16 protein-coding genes and 1 pseudogene are annotated in these 17446 nt (G+C 64.0%); 6 read left to right on the top strand and 11 right to left on the bottom strand.

The window, feature by feature from the left end:
• The first annotated feature begins 38 nt into the window (after window positions 1-38).
• The gene (ggt, locus tag ACW4TB_RS05455) at window positions 39-1829 is read left to right on the top strand and encodes a gamma-glutamyltransferase (RefSeq protein WP_279932194.1); all 1791 of its coding nucleotides are present in this window, start codon (window positions 39-41) and stop codon (window positions 1827-1829) included.
• 44 nt (window positions 1830-1873) lie between these two features.
• The gene (locus ACW4TB_RS05450) at window positions 1874-2755 is read left to right on the top strand and encodes a LysR substrate-binding domain-containing protein (RefSeq protein ID WP_042112037.1); all 882 of its coding nucleotides are present in this window, start codon (window positions 1874-1876) and stop codon (window positions 2753-2755) included.
• Window positions 2756-2804: 49 nt separating this feature from the next.
• Here the strand turns inward: ACW4TB_RS05450 and dctM are convergent, their stop codons facing one another.
• The 8 genes from dctM to ACW4TB_RS05410 form a co-directional block, all read right to left on the bottom strand.
• Window positions 2805-4088 (bottom strand): C4-dicarboxylate TRAP transporter large permease protein DctM, encoded by a 1284-nt coding sequence (gene dctM / locus ACW4TB_RS05445; RefSeq protein ID WP_012314899.1) that lies wholly within the window; start codon window positions 4086-4088, stop codon window positions 2805-2807.
• Entirely contained in the window at window positions 4088-4720 is a 633-nt protein-coding gene (locus ACW4TB_RS05440; protein ID WP_012314898.1) for a TRAP transporter small permease, read from the bottom strand. The genes dctM and ACW4TB_RS05440 overlap by 1 nt, the downstream gene beginning before the upstream one ends.
• Before the next feature lie 68 nt (window positions 4721-4788).
• Window positions 4789-5787, bottom strand: a complete 999-nt coding sequence (locus ACW4TB_RS05435; RefSeq protein WP_012314897.1) for a TRAP transporter substrate-binding protein — start codon at window positions 5785-5787, stop codon at window positions 4789-4791.
• A gap of 120 nt (window positions 5788-5907) precedes the next feature.
• A complete protein-coding gene (locus ACW4TB_RS05430) occupies window positions 5908-6726 on the bottom strand; it encodes an HpcH/HpaI aldolase/citrate lyase family protein (RefSeq protein ID WP_012314896.1) in 819 nt (272 codons plus the stop codon).
• Window positions 6723-7922 (bottom strand): CaiB/BaiF CoA transferase family protein, encoded by a 1200-nt coding sequence (locus ACW4TB_RS05425; protein WP_279932200.1) that lies wholly within the window; start codon window positions 7920-7922, stop codon window positions 6723-6725. The genes ACW4TB_RS05430 and ACW4TB_RS05425 overlap by 4 nt, the downstream gene beginning before the upstream one ends.
• An 18-nt stretch (window positions 7923-7940) precedes the next feature.
• Window positions 7941-9290 carry an MmgE/PrpD family protein gene (locus ACW4TB_RS05420; RefSeq protein WP_279932202.1) on the bottom strand — a complete coding sequence of 450 codons (1350 nt, stop codon included), beginning with the start codon at window positions 9288-9290 and terminating at the stop codon, window positions 7941-7943.
• Between the two features lie 10 nt (window positions 9291-9300).
• Complete coding sequence (locus ACW4TB_RS05415; protein ID WP_279932204.1) at window positions 9301-10464, bottom strand: acyl-CoA dehydrogenase family protein; 1164 nt, start codon at window positions 10462-10464, stop codon at window positions 9301-9303.
• A 21-nt stretch (window positions 10465-10485) separates the two neighbouring features.
• Window positions 10486-11325, bottom strand: a complete 840-nt coding sequence (locus ACW4TB_RS05410; RefSeq protein ID WP_279932206.1) for an FAS1-like dehydratase domain-containing protein — start codon at window positions 11323-11325, stop codon at window positions 10486-10488.
• Window positions 11326-11451: 126 nt separating this feature from the next.
• Between ACW4TB_RS05410 and ACW4TB_RS05405 the strand changes: the two genes are divergently transcribed.
• Window positions 11452-12372, top strand: coding sequence for a LysR family transcriptional regulator (locus tag ACW4TB_RS05405; RefSeq protein ID WP_012314891.1), 921 nt, complete (start codon window positions 11452-11454; stop codon window positions 12370-12372).
• On the opposite strand, the gene ACW4TB_RS05400 is transcribed toward ACW4TB_RS05405, so the two are convergent.
• Together ACW4TB_RS05400 and ACW4TB_RS05395 are read right to left on the bottom strand one after the other, a co-directional pair.
• Window positions 12369-13088, bottom strand: coding sequence for a TorF family putative porin (locus ACW4TB_RS05400; RefSeq protein ID WP_012314890.1), 720 nt, complete (start codon window positions 13086-13088; stop codon window positions 12369-12371). The genes ACW4TB_RS05405 and ACW4TB_RS05400 overlap by 4 nt on opposite strands.
• Window positions 13089-13226: 138 nt before the next feature.
• On the bottom strand, window positions 13227-13478 hold the full coding sequence (locus ACW4TB_RS05395) for a hypothetical protein (RefSeq protein WP_254465971.1): 252 nt from the start codon (window positions 13476-13478) through the stop codon (window positions 13227-13229).
• Between the two features lie 177 nt (window positions 13479-13655).
• Here ACW4TB_RS05395 and ACW4TB_RS05390 point away from each other — a divergent pair.
• Window positions 13656-14989: pseudogene (locus ACW4TB_RS05390) on the top strand (DUF3300 domain-containing protein).
• Complete coding sequence (locus ACW4TB_RS05385) at window positions 14986-15891, top strand: DUF2950 domain-containing protein (RefSeq protein WP_279932210.1); 906 nt, start codon at window positions 14986-14988, stop codon at window positions 15889-15891. Before ACW4TB_RS05390 ends, ACW4TB_RS05385 begins: the two are co-directional and overlap by 4 nt.
• Window positions 15892-15964: 73 nt before the next feature.
• On the opposite strand, the gene ACW4TB_RS05380 is transcribed toward ACW4TB_RS05385, so the two are convergent.
• Window positions 15965-16834, bottom strand: coding sequence for a LysR family transcriptional regulator (locus ACW4TB_RS05380; protein WP_279932212.1), 870 nt, complete (start codon window positions 16832-16834; stop codon window positions 15965-15967).
• A 93-nt stretch (window positions 16835-16927) separates the two neighbouring features.
• Here ACW4TB_RS05380 and ACW4TB_RS05375 point away from each other — a divergent pair, with 93 nt between their 5' ends.
• Window positions 16928-17359, top strand: coding sequence for a multidrug/biocide efflux PACE transporter (locus ACW4TB_RS05375; RefSeq protein WP_039604070.1), 432 nt, complete (start codon window positions 16928-16930; stop codon window positions 17357-17359).
• The last annotated feature ends 87 nt before the right edge of the window (window positions 17360-17446 follow it).

Below are 17446 nucleotides of genomic sequence, written 5' to 3'. Positions count from 1 at the left end.
TGGGCGCCCAAGGCATGCACTTCGACAGGACGCCACCAATGCCATCGCCAACACAATTGATCAGCACCCTGTGCCTTGTCCTGGCCAGCCAATGGGCTTGGGCCGACCAGCCGCTGCCCGCGCCCCCGGAGCTAGGGTCAGGTTACCGCTCCGGCCTGCAACCGGTTCACGCCAACCGGCACATGGTGGCGGCTGCCAATCCGCTGGCCAGCGAAGCCGGGCGGGCGATGCTGCGCGCCGGCGGCAGCGCCATCGATGCGGCAAATGCCATGCAGATGGTACTCACCTTGGTCGAGCCGCAGTCCAGCGGCATTGGCGGTGGGGCGTTCATCCTGTACTGGGACGGCAAACGGGTACAGGCATTCGACGGCCGCGAGACCGCGCCGGCCGCAGTGACGCCAACGCTGTTCCTGCAACCGGACGGCACCCCGATGCCGTTCCGCGCAGCGCAGATCGGCGGGCGCTCGGTAGGCGTACCAGGGGTGCTGCGTGCCTTGAAAATGGCGCACGAGCAACATGGCAAGCTACCGTGGCGTCAACTGTTCGCGCCGGCTATTGCCTTGGCACGCAGTGGGTTCCCTGTGTCCGAGCGCCTGCACGCGTTGCTGGCGGGTGACCCTTTCATCGCCGGTTCACCCACCATGGCCCGCTATTTCCTGGATGAGCATGGCCAGCCGCTGGCGGTGGGAACGCTGCTACGCAACCCCGAACTTGCCCATACCTTCGAACGCATCGCGCAACAGGGCATTGATGCGTTCTATACCGGTGAAATTGCCGAAGCGATCGTCGCCCAGGTACAGGGGCATGCCAATGCCGGGCTCCTGTCACTGGAGGATTTGCGCCAGTACCAGGCCAAGGAGCGCACGCCGTTATGCGGCCCTTACAAGGCCTGGCAGATCTGCGGCATGCCGCCGCCATCTTCAGGTGCAGTGACCGTGCTGCAGACCTTGGGCATCCTCGAGGCGCTGCAGCACGCCATGCCACAACGCGACCTTGCGAAGCTACCGCCCAGCGTCAGTGCTTCGCCGGCAGGCCTTGAGCCTGCGCCGCTGGCCGTTCACCTGATTGCCGAGGCCGAACGGCTGGCCTACGCCGATCGTGCCCAGTACCTGGCCGACAGCGACTATGTGCCGATACCGCTCAAGGCATTGACCGCCCCGGCGTACCTGGCCGGGCGGGCCGAGCTGATCGGCGACTTCAGCATGAAACATGCGCGACCGGGCAAGCCGCAGGGCGCGGACCTGGCCTTGGCCCCGGACCGTTCGCCGTTGCGCATTTCCACCTCGCACCTTTCGGCGGTGGATGACAGCGGTCAGGCGCTGGCCATGACCACTTCGGTAGAGGCGGCATTCGGTTCGCATCTGATGGTCAAGGGCTTCCTGCTGAACAATCAGTTGACCGACTTTTCCTTCATCCCACAGGAGAAGGGCAAGCCCGTTGCCAATCGGGTTGAACCGGGCAAGCGGCCGTTGTCGGCGATGGCCCCGACCCTGGTGTTTTCGCAGGCGTCCGGGGAACTGGTGGCCAGCCTCGGATCACCCGGTGGCTCGCAGATCATCGGCTACGTTAACAAGGCCCTGGTGGGTTTGCTGGACTGGCGGCTCGACCCGCAACAGGCTAGCAACCTGCCCAACTTCGGCAGCCGCAACGCCGGTACCGAAGTGGAAGCCGGGCTGATCAGCCCGGCGCTGGTCCGGCAATTGACGGCCTGGGGCCATGAGGTAACGCCCATGACCATGACCAGCGGCATGCAGATCATCCAGCGTACCGGCGCAGGCTGGGCGGGGGGAGCCGACCCGCGGCGCGAAGGCGTGGCGCTTGGCGATTAGCCATGGTAGAAGACAACCTTACCATTCAAATGTTGAATACCAGGATGTCTATCAGCGTTAAATCGAATAGGGCTCTGTTCGACCTCGACCTGCTGCGTGCCATCGTCGTCGTGGCCGATTGCGGCAGCTTCACCACCGCTGCCGCACGCCTGCATTCGACGCAATCGACCATCAGCCAGAAAGTCCGCCGGCTCGAGGACATGGTCGGCCACCGCCTGCTGGTGCGCGGGAACCGTGACGTGTTGCCGACCGACGCCGGCCAGACCTTGCTCGGCTACGCCCGGCACATGCTGGCATTGAACGACCAGATGCTCGAGGCTTTGGCCGGTGCCATGGTCGGCGTCACCGTACGTTTGGGCGTTCCCGAAGATTTCGTCGGCGGGCGCACCACCAACGCGCTGTCGGCATTCAGCCGGCTGCACCCGCAGGTCAAGCTGGAGGTCACCAGCGGCCTGTGCCGCGACCTCAGCCAGGCCTATGACAACGGCGAACTTGACCTGGTATTGCTCAAGCAGCGACGCAACAGCCGCGAAGGCGTGGCGTGCTGGCCCGAGCGCCTGCAGTGGATCGACAGCGCACGCATGCCGTCCTTCGAGCTCGACCCGATCCCGCTGGTGACCTTTCCGCCACGCGGCTTGTACCGCGATGACATGATCACCGCCATCGAAGGCATGGGCCGGCGCTGGCGCATCAGTTTCACCAGCTCCAGCCTCAGTGGCATCCAGGCAGCGGTGGCCGACGGCATGGGCATCAGCCTGTTGCCACCACGGGCGGCGACCCCTGAGCATCGGGTGCTTGGCAGGCAACACGGTTTGCCGGAGGTGGACAGCTACGAAATCGTCATCGTCCACCGGCCGACGGCGGATGTGATGGTCACGGCATTGGCCAAGGTAATGTCGCAGGTGCTGGAGGGGGGAGGGATCTGATGCCTGCACTGGCCCCATCGCCGGCGATGGGGCCCGGAAGATCAGTGCATTACGGCATGCCCAACCACTGCGGCAGTGCCAGCGAAATGAACGGCACGTAAGTCACCAGCACCAGGAACAGCAGCAGGATCGACAGCCACGGCAGCGCGGCGCGAATCGTCTGCCCCAGCGTCAGGCCCGTCACCGCTGAAGTCACGAACAGGTTCAGCCCCACCGGTGGATGCACCAGGCCGATCTCCATGTTCACCACCATGACGATCCCCAGATGAATCGGGTCGATCCCAAGCTTCATGGCGATCGGGAAGAAGATCGGCGCGAGAATCAGGATGATCGCCGACGGCTCCATGAAGCTGCCCGCCACCAGCAGTACCACGTTGACCATGATCAGGAAGCCGATCGGCGTCAGGCCCTCGGACAGCACCCACTGGGTGATCTGCTGGGGGATCTGCTCGGTGGTCAGCACATGGGCGAACAACATGGCGTTGGCGATGATGAACAGCAGCATGATGGTCAGCCGGCCCGACTCCAGCAATACCTTCGGGCAGTCGCGCAGGCGCATGTCCTTGTACACGAACAGCGCGATGAACGCTGAGTACACCGCTGCCACGGCGGCCGCCTCGGTGGGGGTGAACATGCCGCTGTAGATGCCGCCCAGGATGATCACCAACAGCAACAGCCCCCAGAACGCGCGCCTGGCGGTGCTCAACCATTCGGCAAAACTGGCACGAGGTTGTGCGGGCAGTTTCTTGATCCGGGCGACGATGTAGATCGTTACCATCAGCGCCAGGCCCAGCAGGATGCCTGGCACCACACCGGCCATGAACAGCTTGCCTACCGAGGTCTCGGTCGCCGCCGAGTACACCACCATGACGATCGATGGCGGAATCAGGATGCCCAGGGTGCCGGCGTTGCAGATGATCCCCGCGCCGAACTCGCGGGGGTAACCGGAGCGCACCATGCCGGCAACGGCAATCGAACCCACCGCCGCGACCGTTGCCGGCGACGAGCCCGACAACGCCGCGAACAGCATGCATGCCAGCACTGCGGCAATGGCCAGGCCGCCACGGATGTGCCCGACGCAGGCGTTGGCGAAGTCGATCAGCCGCTGGGCCACGCCACCGGTGGTCATGAACGCGCCCGACAGCAGGAAGAACGGGATGGCCAGGAAGGTGTAACTGTCGGAGGTCTCGAACAGCTTGATCGCCAGCGAGCTGAGGGAGTCCTGGCTGAACATCAGGATTGAAAGTGCGCCCGACAAGCCCAGCGAAATCGCGATCGGCACTCCCAGGAACATGAACACGAACAACAACAGGAACAGGCAGATAACCGTCATCAGTGATGCTCCTCACCCGGGTTGGCCAGCTTGCTCGCCTCTGCAGCCTCGTCGGCCAGGCCCAGGCCATACTGGCGATGGGTGAACAGGCGATAGAGGATCTCCAGGTAGCGGACAATGACCAAGGCGAAACCGAAGGGCACGATCAGCGCGATATGGCCGACCTTGATGCCATAGCGGTCCAGGTCTTCGGCGCCGATGCCGGCCACAAGCACAGCGCTTACCCATTTGATGCTCGCCACCAGGAACAGCCCGGCATACGCCAGGCAACAGGCACAGGCGATCATCGCCAGTACCCGTTGCACTGGCTTGCGGGTGCGCCGCACCAGTACGTCGACACCCAAGTGGCCAGCGGTGCGCACGCCATAGGAGATCCCGAAAAAGATCAGCCAACCGAATAGCGCCTTGGTCAGGGCGATGCTCCAGGTCATTTCCTGGGCGTAACCCATCAGGTGGTCGCCGATGCCCAGCAGCAGGTCACTGGCAAAAGCCCAGTGGTCACTGAGCGTGTAGAACACGGTATAGAGGTTGTTCAGTGCTACGTAGACGAAGGTCACCAAGGTCATGGCCGCCAGGAGAAAGGCGATCATGCCCTCCTCGAAGTGCTCCCAGACACGCCTGAGCGATTGCATAGGAATTCTCCAGACAGAGAGAGGGCTGGCCACCTGTGCGCAGGTGGCCGGGGCAGGGCGTGCGGCTGTCAGGAAGCCTTGTTGGCGGCCTCGGCTGCCTTGATCAAGTCAGCGCCGATCTGACCGGAGAACTTGTCCCACACCGGGCGCATGGCCTCACGCCATTGCTGGCGCTGCTCGGCAGTCAGGGCATCGATCTCGCTGGTCTTGGCATCGATGATTTTCTGCCTGGAGGTCTGGTTGAGGGCTTCGGCCTGTTTGTTCACCTCGACGGTGACCTGGTCCATGAGCGTTTGCAGCTCGCCACGCACGTCCTCAGGCAGGCCGTTCCAGAACTTGGCGTTGGTGATCACCATGTAGTCGATCAGGCCGTGGTTGGTCTCGGTGAAGAACGGCTGCACCTCGTTGACCTTCTGGCTTTCATAGTTCGACCAGGTGTTTTCGGTGCCATTGACCGTTCCGGTCTGCAGGCCCTGATAAACCTCGGCAAAGCTCATCTTGCGCGGGTTGGCGCGGATCGCCTTGAACTGCTCTTCGAGCACGCTGGAGGCTTGCACGCGGAATTTCAGGCCGCGGGCATCTTTGGGCAGGATCACTTTCTTGTTGGCCGACAGCTGCTTGAGGCCGTTGTGCCAGTAGGCCAGGCCGTGGATGCCTTTGTCGTCCATCGACGTCAGCAGTGCCTTGCCCTGCGGGCCTTGCTGGAAGCGGTCGACGGCCGCCAGGTCGTCGAACAGGAACGGCAGGTCGAAGATTTGCACCTGCTTGTTGTAGTGCTCGAACTTGGCCAGCGAAGGCGCCAGCATCTGCACATCCCCCAGCAGCAACGCTTCCATCTCCTTGCCGTCGCCGAACAGTGACGAATTGGGGTAGACCTCGACTTTGACCTTGTCCTTGAGCTGCGGGTCCGCCGCCACCAGCTTCTGGAACATCAGCGCACCCTGGCCTTTGGGCGTGCTGTCGGCCACGACGTGGGCGAACTTGATGATGATCGGGTCGGCAGCCTGTGCAAGGCCGGCCATGGACACTGCGGCGGCGCAAAACAGCGCCTGGGTCAGCTTGAACATCGATGTCACCTCTGATTTATTTTTGTAGGAGGATGGATGTAACGATGGACCAATGGCTTGCGTGTGGTGAATTAGCATTTGTGTAAGGCGGCATTCGGTTTAGCCGAACGCCGGCTCAGTTCAACCGGACGCCTGTGCCAACAACCGTCGCGCCCGCAACACCACCGGCGCATCCACCATTTGCCCGTCCAGCTGAAACGCACCGGCCCCGTTAGCTGCGGCGCTCGCCGCCAGCACCCGTCGGGCCCAGGCCAGCGCTTCGGCGTCGGGCGCGAGTGCCGCGTGAATCACCGGCACTTGCCTGGGGTGAATGCACAACGCCCCGCCATACCCCAAGTCGCAGGCATGCCGTACCGCCTGGTGCAAACCTTCGGTGTCGCCAATGGCAGGAAACACGCCATCGAGCGGCGGCAGCAGGTCGGCACCCCGCGAGTGTAGCTGCACGGCCATGCGCGCCTGGTCAAGAAACTGCCGGGCAGCATCGCTGTCGGTGTTCAGATGAAGGTCCAGCGCCAAGTCGAGGCTGCCGAACGACAACCGCTCGACCCCCTCGGCATGGGCGATCTGCTCGAGCGCCAGCAGGCCTTTGGCGCTTTCGATGATGGGCCAGACCGGTTTGCCGATGTGCCGGGCAACGGCCACTTGGGCGGCGTTTTCCACCTTGGGCAGCAGCACGCCGGCGATACCAGGCTGCTGCGCGCAGAAAGCCAGGTCTGCAGCATGCTCGGCGTGCTGCGGCGCGTTCACACGGACCCACACCGACGCCAGTGGCGTGGCCTGCAGGAAAGCCCCCAGGTTGTCCCGGGCCTGGCGCTTGAGAGGTTCCTCCACGGCATCCTCGAAATCGACGATGACGGCATCGGCCCCCGCTGCCAGCGCCTTGGCGAAACGCTCAGGCCGGCTGCCGGGTACGAACAGTGCAGAGCGGACGCTGTTCATACCACACCACCCGCGGCCAGGCTGGCCTGCTCTGCCGGGCTGAAGCCCAGCTCGCCGAGGATACCCTGGGTGTGTTGGCCAAGCGCCGGCACGGCGTCCATGCGTGGGGCAAAGGCCGCGTTGCGCCCTGGTGGCAGCAGCGAGGGCAGCTTGCCGACCGGGCTGTCCACTTCACGCCAGCAGCCGCGGGCCTGCAACTGCGGGTGTTGCCACACCCCGCGCATGTCGTTTACCCGCGCGTTAGCGATTTGCGCATCTTCAAGGCGTGCCACTACCTCGTCCAGCGACAGGCTGGCGAAGCCATCGATGATGATCTGCCGCAGCACCTCACGGTTATCCGAGCGCTTGAAGTTGGCATTGAAGCGGTCATCAGTGGCCAGCGCCGGGTCAAGCAGCACCTTTTCGCAGAACAGCGCCCATTCCCGTTCATTCTGAAGGCCAAGCATGATGGTGCCGCCACCACCGGTGGGGAACGGCCCATACGGGTAAATGGTGGAGTGCGAAGCGCCGGCGCGCGGCGGTGGCGGCGCGCCGTCGTAGGCGTAGTACATCGGGTAGCCCATCCACTCCACCAGGCTTTCCAGCATCGACACGTCGATGCGGCTGCCGACGCCGGTCTTGTCACGCAGCAGCAACGCCGAGAGCACGCCGGTATAGGCGTACATACCGGCGGCGATATCGGCGATTGAGCAGCCGGCCTTGGCCATGTCGTTTTCGCCAGGGCCACCGGTTACCGATAGAAAGCCGCCTTCGCTCTGGATCAGCAGGTCGTAGGCCTTTTTCTTTTCATAGGGGCCGCCTTCGCCATACCCGGAGATATCGCACACGATAAGCCGTGGGAAGCGCGCGTGCAGGGCGTCGAACGACAGGCCCATGCGCGCTGCCGCGCCCGGTGCGAGGTTTTGCACCAGCACATCCGCCTTGGCCAGCAGGGCCCCGAGAATACCGTCGGCGGCGCCCTGCTTGAGGTCCAGGGTGAGGCTTTCCTTGGAGCGGTTGGTCCAGACGAAGTGCGAGGCCAGGCCATCGACACGCTGATCGTAGCCGCGGGCGAAGTCGCCGCTGCCAGGGCGCTCGACCTTGATCACGCGGGCGCCGAGGTCGGCCAATTGGCGCGTGCAGAAGGGGGCCGCGATAGCGTGCTCCAGGCTGATCACGGTGATGCCGTCCAGCGGGCGTGGCGTTGTTTGAGTCATAGGGTCACCTGTTGGTGTTCAGTGCAGATCAGCCAGCGAGCGGGCGTCGCGCAGTTGCCAGACCCGCTCGATCAATGCCTGGCCCTGGGCCGGGCTGCGCGCGCCGGAATACGCCAGCAGGCGCTGAAACTTGGCCGCAAGCTCCGGGCGCGACAGGGTGTTGCCGGGGTCGCCTTTAGGTTCGTCGATGGCGGCGCTGAAGCTGCGGCCGTCGGTGCAGGTGACGTCCACGCGGCCCAGCCAGCGCTTGGGGTAGGCGGCGTCCACTTCGGCGTCCAGTTGCATCTCGACGTGCTCGCGAAAGTGCGCGACCTGCGGGTCGGTCAGCGCCAGGTCACGGAAGTCGATGAGTTGCGCACTGCCATGCACTGCAATCAGGCCGAGTACGGTACCCATGGAGAACTTGGCCTGGTGCACGGTGGCAGGTGTGGTGACGCGGCCAAGCACATCGATTGCGCCCTGATGCACGCGGGTGACGACCCTGGCGATCTGTTCATGGCCCAGGCCTTCGCGCTGCATCAACAGCAGCAAGGCATCGGCGGCGGGGTGGGTATGGCGACACGAAGCGTGGTACTTGAACGAGGTTTCCACAAGGGCCCAGCGCGTGCCCAGGCGGTCGCTCAGGCGCACCGGGTCGGCATCGCTGGACATGCCGGCGGCCATGCCCTGTTCGCCTTCGAGGATATTGCGTGCACCGCTCAGGCCATCGGCGGTGAGATAGGCGGCCAGCAAGCCGTCGGCGGCGGCCTTGGCGGTATGTAACTGTTTGGAGTCGGCGGCGTCGCGCAGGAACTCCCAGAGCCCGGCGGCCTGGGTGCCGGCGCTCCCGAGCAGGTTGATGAACTGCGTCTGGTTGAAGCCCAGCAGTTTGCCCACCCCGACTGCTGCGGCCAGGGTGCCGACGGTGGCGGTGGTATGGAAGATGCGGTAATGCGAGCGACCGAGGAATTCACCGATACGGATGCCGGCTTCATAGCCGGCGACTGCGGCCAGCAACAGGTCCTGGCCAGACTTGCCAAGGTCCTGCGCCGCCGCCAGTACGGCAGAAAACACCACGGTCGCCGGGTGCAGCACCGAGCTGTTGTGCAGGTCGTCCTGCTCGACCAGGTGCGAGGCAGCACCATTGACCAGGGCGGCAAAGTAGGGGGACGAGGTACGCCCGCTGGTCAATACCCGCGCGTTGCCCTGCGCAGGCCCCATGCGTTCGGCATAGCGCTCGAACAGCGGGATCGGGTGCGCGCCTTGGCTGGCGAGGGCCGAGCCAAGCCAGTCCAGGAACAGGTCTTCGGTGCGGTCCAGCACGTGGCCGGGCAGGTGCGTGTAGCGCAGGTCGGCGAGAAAGCCGGCCAGGGCGTGGGTATGTTGCATGCTCAGGCCCTCAGAAGCTGCGCGGCAGTTCGAGCAGGTGCTCGGCCACGTAGGACAGGATCAGGTTGGTGGAAATCGGCGCCACCTGGTACAGGCGGGTCTCGCGGAACTTGCGCTCGACGTCGTATTCGCAGGCGAAGCCGAAGCCGCCATGGGTTTGCAGGCACGCATTGGCGGCTTCCCACGAGGCCTTCGCCGCCAGGTACTTGGCCATGTTGGCGCTGGCCCCGGCATTCTGCCCGCTGTCGTATTCGGCGCAGGCGCGCCAGCGCATCAGGTCGGCGGCTTCGATTTCGATGTGCGCTTCGGCGATGGGGAACTGCACGCCCTGGTTCTGCCCGATTGGCCGGCCGAAGACCACGCGGTCACGGGCATAGGCGCTGGCTTTTTCGACGAACCAGCGGCCGTCACCGATGCACTCGGCGGCAATCAAGGTACGTTCGGCGTTGAGGCCGTCGAGGATGTACCTGAAGCCTTTGCCTTCTTCGCCGATCAGGCTGCTGGCCGGCAGTTCCAGGTTGTCGAAGAACAGCTCGTTGGTCTCGTGGTTGACCATGTTGGCGATCGGCTGCACGCTCAGGCCATTGCCAATGGCGTCGCGCAGGTCGACCAGGAAGATCGACATGCCCTCGGACTTTTTCTTCACCTCAGGCAAAGGCGTGGTGCGGGCCAGCAGGATCATCAGGTCGGAGTGCTGAACCCGCGAGATCCACACTTTTTGCCCGTTGATCACGTACTTGTCGCCTTGGCGCACCGCAGTGGTCTTGATCTTGGTGGTGTCGGTACCGGTGGTGGGCTCGGTCACGCCCATCGACTGCAGGCGCAGCTCGCCACTGGCCAGTTTGGGCAGGTAGTGGCGCTTCTGTTCCTCGCTGCCATGGCGCAGCAGGGTGAACATGTTGTACATCTGCCCATGCACCGTGCCGGAGTTGCCACCGCAGGCATTAACTTCTTCGAGGATCACCGAGGCTTCGGCCAGGCCCAGGCCCGATCCGCCGTACTGCTCCGGAATCATCGCCGACAGCCACCCGGCGTCGGTCATGGCTTTTACAAAGGCTTCAGGGAAGCCTTTTTCTTCATCGATTTTGCGCCAGTAGCTGGCATCGAATTCGGCGCACAAGGCGCGCACGCCTTCGCGGATGGCATTGAGGTCATCACTGTCGTACGTATGCATGCGGGGTTCCCTGTCCAGTTCTCAGTCGAAAAGCACGTCGGCGCTCTGCGCCACGCCGTCGGCATTGCCGGCCCACAGTTGCGCCTGGCCCTGTGCGCCAATGCGCCCGGCCACTTCGAATGGCGTGGGCACGGTCAGTGGACGTACGCCGCGATAGGCGAATTGGCGCAGGCGCTTGCCAGGGTTGGCGCGCAGGAAGGCGCGCAGGGTGAGGGTGGCAATCAACGGGCCGTGCACGACCAGGCCGGCGTAGCCTTCGGCGCTGGTGACATAGGGGTGGTCATAGTGGATGCGGTGGCCGTTGAAGGTGACGGCGGAGTAACGGAACAGCAGAGTCGGGGAGGGCGTGACGGCCTCGCTCCAGTCGCCTGGGGCGGTTGGCGCGGCGCTGCTCAGTTTGGGCGGGTTCGGTTCGCGGTAGACGATATCCTGCTCTTCACGTACGCACAGTTCGCCCTGCTGTGAGTACTCGTGGCGCACCGTGACGAACAGCAAGGCGCCCGTGCGGCCGTGCTTCTCTTCGATATGCACGATGGTCGACAGGCGATGGGCCTCGGCGCCGACCTTGAGCGGGGTAAAGAATTCGACGCGCCCCCCGGCCCACATGCGGTTGCGATTGTCGGCGGGCGGCAGGAAGCCGCCGCGCGCCGGGTGACCATCGCTGCCCAGTTGCGATTCGGCCACCGGCTCCTGGAAAAAGCACCACATCCACAGCGGCGGCAGGGGCTGACCCACGGCGGGGGCGGCTTCGCCGAAGGTGGCGGCGATACGTTTGATCAGGTTGCGGCTGAGCTCATCGACGGCCTCTTCCGTGCGGCCGATCCAGGCGCTGTAATCCGTGGGCGGGTGCGTAGCAGTCATAACCATTGGCCTCTGCATTTGTTGTTATGCAGCGATCATGCGAGGGACTTGGCATTCTGTGAATTTGCATTTATGTAAGGCAGCGTTCATGTATGCTGAACGCCTGCTCCACATTCGGATAGGCCCATGCATTTTGATCTGGCAGACCTGAGGCTGTTCATTCATATCGGCGAGTCACCGAGCCTGACCCAAGGCGCGCGGCGCGCATTCCTCTCACCGGCAGCTGCAAGTGCGCGCGTCAAGGCCCTGGAGGCGCAGCTCGACACGCGTCTGCTGTACCGCGACAGCCGGGGTGTCGAACTGACCCCGGCCGGGCAAAAACTGCTCATGCATGCGCGGTTGATCATGCGCCAAGTGGACTACCTGAAAGCCGAGTTCGCCCAGTTCGGCACCGATTCGGCCGGGCATATCCGCATCTTTGCCAACACCACCGCAGTGACTGAGTTTCTGCCCGAAGTGCTGGCGGGCTTTCTCGCCAAACGTCCCGGCGTGACCGTGGACCTGCAGGAGCGCCTGTCGCGGGATATCGTGCGTGGTGTGCTCGATGGCAGCAGCGACATGGGCATCATTGCCGGCCCCGTGGAAGCCAGCGGTTTGCAGGTGCTGCACTTCAGTACCGACCGGCTGGTGCTGATCGTGCCTGCAGGGCATGAGCTGGCTGCCAGCAGGCAGGTCACGCTGAAGCAGACGCTGGCGTTTCAGCATATCGGCCTGCACGACGGCAGCACCTTGCTCAGCTTCCTGCGCGACCATGTCGAACGCATGGGCCTGAATCTGTCGCTGCGTATCCAGCTGTCGAGCTTCGAGGCCATATGCCGGCTGGTGGAGGCGGGCGTGGGGATTGGCATCATCCCCGAGTCAGCGGCTGTCCGGCACAGCCAGACCATGAACCTGGTCACCATCGAACTGGATGAAGCGTGGGCCGTGCGCGAGCGGAGCATTCTGGTGCGCGAGCTGGATGCGTTACCAGGTACGGTGAGGGCGTTGATCGCCACCTTGATGCCTGAGGGGGCAGACAGGGCACTGCAGCCGCCCCTGGGCCCCTAGAAGAAACTGCGCTGAGCCTTGAACGTCAGCATGCTCTCGCAATACGTGTTGATACCGGCATAGGCACCGCAGCCCCCGCCGTTGAGGTCGGAGTTGCTGTAGATCAGGTTCAGGTCGATGCCCAGCCAGGGGCGCGACAGCTCCAGCGACCAGTCGGAGAACGCATTCACCTGGCTGCCGTCGCCAATGGTGAAGGGCGTGCCGAGGCGGTGATGGGCGAGTTTGACCGTGAGGTCGATGTCGAACAGCGGCAGCTGGCCAAAGTCGGCGAACAGGGTGCCGGTGCGATTGTCCGGGTTGTCACGCCAGGCCCCGCCGATTCGGCTGCCCATGACCGAAATGCCGCCATACAACGCATAGCTGTCCGGCCCTGCGATGTTCGGCTGGCTGTAGTGGATCAGGCCTACTTCGTAACCCAGTGTGCTGTCGAAGTGGTGCTTGTAGCCCAGGTAGCTGTCTAGGCGCAGTGTGGAATCAGGTGTCACGCCCATGCTCGGCGCATACTGGCCCACGTACCAACCGCTGGGGTGGCTGAGGTCCAGGCCACCGTGAAAGGCGCCGCTGGCGCTGGGCGAGATCAGCCCCTGGGCCATGCTGCGTGAAGGCGTGGTGCCAAGTTTGAAGTCGAAATCGCCCAGTTGGCGTTGGATCTGCTGCGCTTGCAGCACCGGGCTGAACAGCAGGGCCGCACTGAGCAACAGAAGGGGCCTGGTCATGGTCACCGTCCTGGAAGGCTTGCGCTTGAGCGGCACAGGATACCCGTGTTGGCTGGCGGGGAAAACAGCGTGGCGTTCTTCAAACGGGTGGAGAGGTCGATCAGGGGCCGGGCGTAAGCGTATAGCCTGGCTTTCAATTCAACCTTTTATCGCCCCGGCCGGCTCGGCCACCTCGGTCACCACCTGTTCGCTGGCGGCGCGCAGGATCACGCGTTTGCGCAGCTCGTACTCATCCAGGGAGAGTGCCTGGCGCTGAATGGCTTCGAGCTGAAGCTGGCGGGTTTCTTCTGCGGTGTAGGGGCGCAGTTCGGGGTGGGTGGCGCAACCGCTGAGCACGGCAATTGTAGCGGCTGACAGGGTGGCGAACAGCAGGCGGGCCGTGGTGTTCATCGGCAAGCTCCAGGATTCGGGAGATGGGTGGGTGACGAATCGATGGAGCAAGATTATTGAGCCGACGCGATCATTAGAAATTGCCATTCTCGATAGTGACTATCGATAGCACCGTGTGAGAACGGCAGCCTTTGCTAACCTTAAGCTCCACGCGGTAAGGGCCAGAGGGATACTGTGATGCGCATGCCATTGTTATGTGCCGTGGCGCTGCTGCTTTGCCTGGGTGGTGAACCAGGCCTGGTCCAGGCGCAAGAGCCTGCGCCGGCCGCCGAGGCGGCACCCGCCAAGCAGGCGGTATTCAACCCCGAGCAACTGGACCAGATGCTCGCGCCGATTGCGCTGTATCCCGACGCGCTGCTGGCACAGGTACTGATGGCCGCCACCTATCCCGGTGAAGTGGCCGAAGCAGTGACGTGGTCCAAGGCCAATCCCAAGGCTCAGGGGGATGAGGCTGTCAAACAAGTGGCGACGCAGGCCTGGGACCCGAGTGTCCAGGCATTGGTGGCGTTCCCGCAGGTACTGGTGGTTCTCGGGCAGGACCCGGTGTGGGTGCAACGCCTGGGGGATGCGTTTCTGGCCCAGCCTGATGATGTGATGGGCGCCGTGCAGCGTCTGCGCCAGCAGGCCAAGGCCGCAGGCAACCTGCAGAGCAACCAGTACCAGAACGTCACGGTGCAGGCTGCCCCGGCAGCCGCGCCCAGCTCGCAAGCGGCACCGGCCAGCAGTTCCTCTTCCAACACCATCATCATCCAGCCGGCCGACCCGCAGGTGGTGTACGTGCCACCTACAACCCGACCACCGCTTACGGAACCTGGGCCTACCCCGCATCACCACCGGTGTATTACCCGCCATCGCCGCTGTACTACGCCGGCAGCGCGCTGTTGGCAGGGCTGGCGTTCGGCACTGGCGTTGCGATCGTCAACTCGCTGTGGGGCGATTGCGACTGGGGGCGCAACGACATCGATATCGACGTCAATCGTTACAACAACATCAACGTCAACAACCGCATCGCCAACAACCAGAACACCTGGCAGCACAATGCCGTGCATCGCGATGGGGTGCCCTACCGTGATAACCGCAGCCGGCAGCAATTTGGCCGCCAGCTCGACGGTGCCAGCCAGCGTGCGGCTTACCGTGGCGACGATGCCCAGCGTGCCCAGGCACGCGATCGCGCCCGTGCTTCGATGGACCGGGCGGGTATCGAACGCCCGGCCACCAGCAATCGTGAAGCGCGGGACCGGGCACGCGAAGCCCAGGCCAGCAGGCCCCGTGCTGCGGAGCACCGGCAGGCAAACGGCCAGGCACTGCACAACAAAACGGGCAATAGCGCTGGGAGGGCGAAGAACAATGCGTTCGACGGCGTGCGATCCCCCTCACGCTCTGCGGCGCAGGCCAACCGTGGCCGCACCAGCCAGGCGCTCGCCAAGCGGCCGAATGTATCGCGTGCGGCGGGCCATACCATCTCCCGGCCCAGCGCGGCCATGCACCGTGGTGGAGGGGGGCGTCGATGAACATGAGCCAAAGCAAGTCGTCGCTGGGCCTGTGGCTGTTTGCCGTCGGCGCCGCATGGTCATGCCTGGCCACCGCGCAGCAGGCATTCCCCACACCGCAGAAGGCCGCCGCAGCCTTCGTCGAGGCGCTGGGGGTGGAGCAGGCAGACCAGGCGCGCCTGACGCAGTTGCTCGGTGACGACTGGCGCACCTATATCCCCCGCGAAGGCGTGCAGCGCAGCGACGTTGATGCGTTCGTGCAGCAGTACCGCCAGCAGCACCAGATCCAGATGCGCGGTGACCGGCAGGCCATTCTGGCAGTGGGCAGCGAGCACTGGACCTTGCCCATTCCGCTCGCGCTAACTGCCAGTGGCTGGCGCTTTGACCTCAAGGCCGGCAGTGCCGAGATTCGTGCCCGGCGCATTGGCCGCGACGAGTTGGCCGCTGTGCAGTCGCTGCTTGCCTATCACGATGCGCAGATGGACTACGCCACGCAGGACCATAACGGTGATGGCGCACTGGAATACGCCCGGCAGGTTTTCAGCACACCCGGCAAGCGCGACGGCTTGTACTGGGCGGACGAAACGGGCGGGCAGGTCAGCCCGCTGGGCCCGCTGTTCGGCCAGAATGCACCCGGGGATGACTGGTACGGCTACCACTTCCGCATCCTTGAGGCCCAAGGCCCTTCTGCGCCGGGCGGTGCGTACAGTTACCTGATCGGCAAGCATATGAGCCGCGGCTTCGCCATGGTCGCCTGGCCGGCCAGGTACAACGACACCGGGGTGATGAGCTTCATGGTCAGCCATGACGGGCAGGTGTTCGAGAAGGACCTGGGGCCCGAGGGCGAAGCGTTGGCCAAGGGCATGAAACGTTTCGATCCGGATGACAGTTGGCAGGTTGTTGAAGCAGGCCACGATCAATAGACGCGCTACCCCGGCGTTTGATTGGCCTGCCAGTCTCGCGCACTGGCTGCCATAAAGAGGCTCGTATTTGACGTCACTGGGGCGTGAAACCGCCCACCAGCAATTGCTGCACCAACCATTGCCCGGCGGGGCCCAAGGCTCGTCGGCGCGACCAGGCAACATCCATCGCGACTCTGCGTGGGTAGCCGGCCACGGGCAATTCCACCAGGCCACTACCGAAGCGCGCTACCAGCGCCCTGGGCAGCTCCGCCCAGCCATAGCCGCGCACCGCGAACTCCAGCAGGGTCAGGTAGTCCGGCGCCGACCAGGCCTGGCCGCGCCCGTGGTGCAGGCTCGGCGCATAGGTCCTGATGTATAGCTGACGCTCGTTTTCCAGGTGCTGTGGCTGCACGCCAGGCTGTTTTGCCAAGGCATGTCCGGTGCTGACGTAAACGGCGAATTCCGCATGTTCCGGCAGACGTGCCACGGCGATGTCGGCCGGGTAGCGCTGCTGCGCTGCAAGGATGCCGATCTGCGCCATGCCCTGTTGGATCAGGTCGATAACGTCGGCGTCTTCCGAAGGCCCGCAGCGCAGTTCGGTGTGCGGATAGTTGGCAGCGAAGCCACCTATCACCGCGCCTTGAAAGGTCACGCTGTAACTGTCGGACATCACCACCGACACCAGCGGCTCTACCTGTTCGGCCAGCCTCACCGCCAGCGCATCGAGCCGGGCGCTGGCATCGAGGATCGCCTCGACGTGGGTCAAGACCTGGCGGCCGGCCTCATTCAGGGTGGGGTGGCGGCCTGCACGGTCGAACAATTCGCAACCTATGTCAGCCTCGAAGTTGGCGATTGCGATGCTGATGGTCGACTGGCTCTTACGCAGTTTGCGCGCTGCGGCGGAAAACGAGCCAAGGGCTGCGGCTTCGACAAAGGCAACGAGGGCTTCAGGTGAGTAGCGCACAGGTATTGATAAAACCGATAGGAGCTATATCGCGAGTATCAGTTCCATCAAAGAAAATGTGAAGCACAAGTTCACAACTGGATAAAAAATGCCATGAAAAAAGTTTCTTTCACCGAGCGCCTGGTCCATGCCATCGGCTATGAAGTGTTTGCCGTGTTGCTGTGCGCGCCGCTTTTGTCCTGGGTGATGGACAAGTCGCTGGCCACGGCGGGTGGCCTTGCGGTCACCCTGTCGCTGATCGCGATGGTGTGGAACATGCTCTACAACGCGCTGGTCGACCGTTGGGTGCGCACCGCACGCATCCACTGGAAGGCCGCAGCACGCTTTGCCCACGGCCTGGGTTTCGAGTTGGGGCTGGTGGTGTGGTGCTTGCCGGTAGCGGCCTGGATGCTGGATATCTCGCTTTGGCAGGCGCTCATGGTTGAGCTGGGCTTCTTCGTGATCATTCTGCCCTACACCGTGGTGTACAACTGGGCATTCGACCAGGTTCGGCACTGGATAACGCAGCGCTGGGCCGCCGCCTGAGCAGACAAACGAGCAAGACGCATCAGGCTGTGAGAGGATGTTCGCCAACCAAGCCATAAGGCCAGACAGGACCCCGAACACAAGCCT

This window comes from Lelliottia jeotgali, from assembly GCF_977070485.1.
This window is presented reverse-complemented; position numbering and strand designations above follow the sequence as displayed.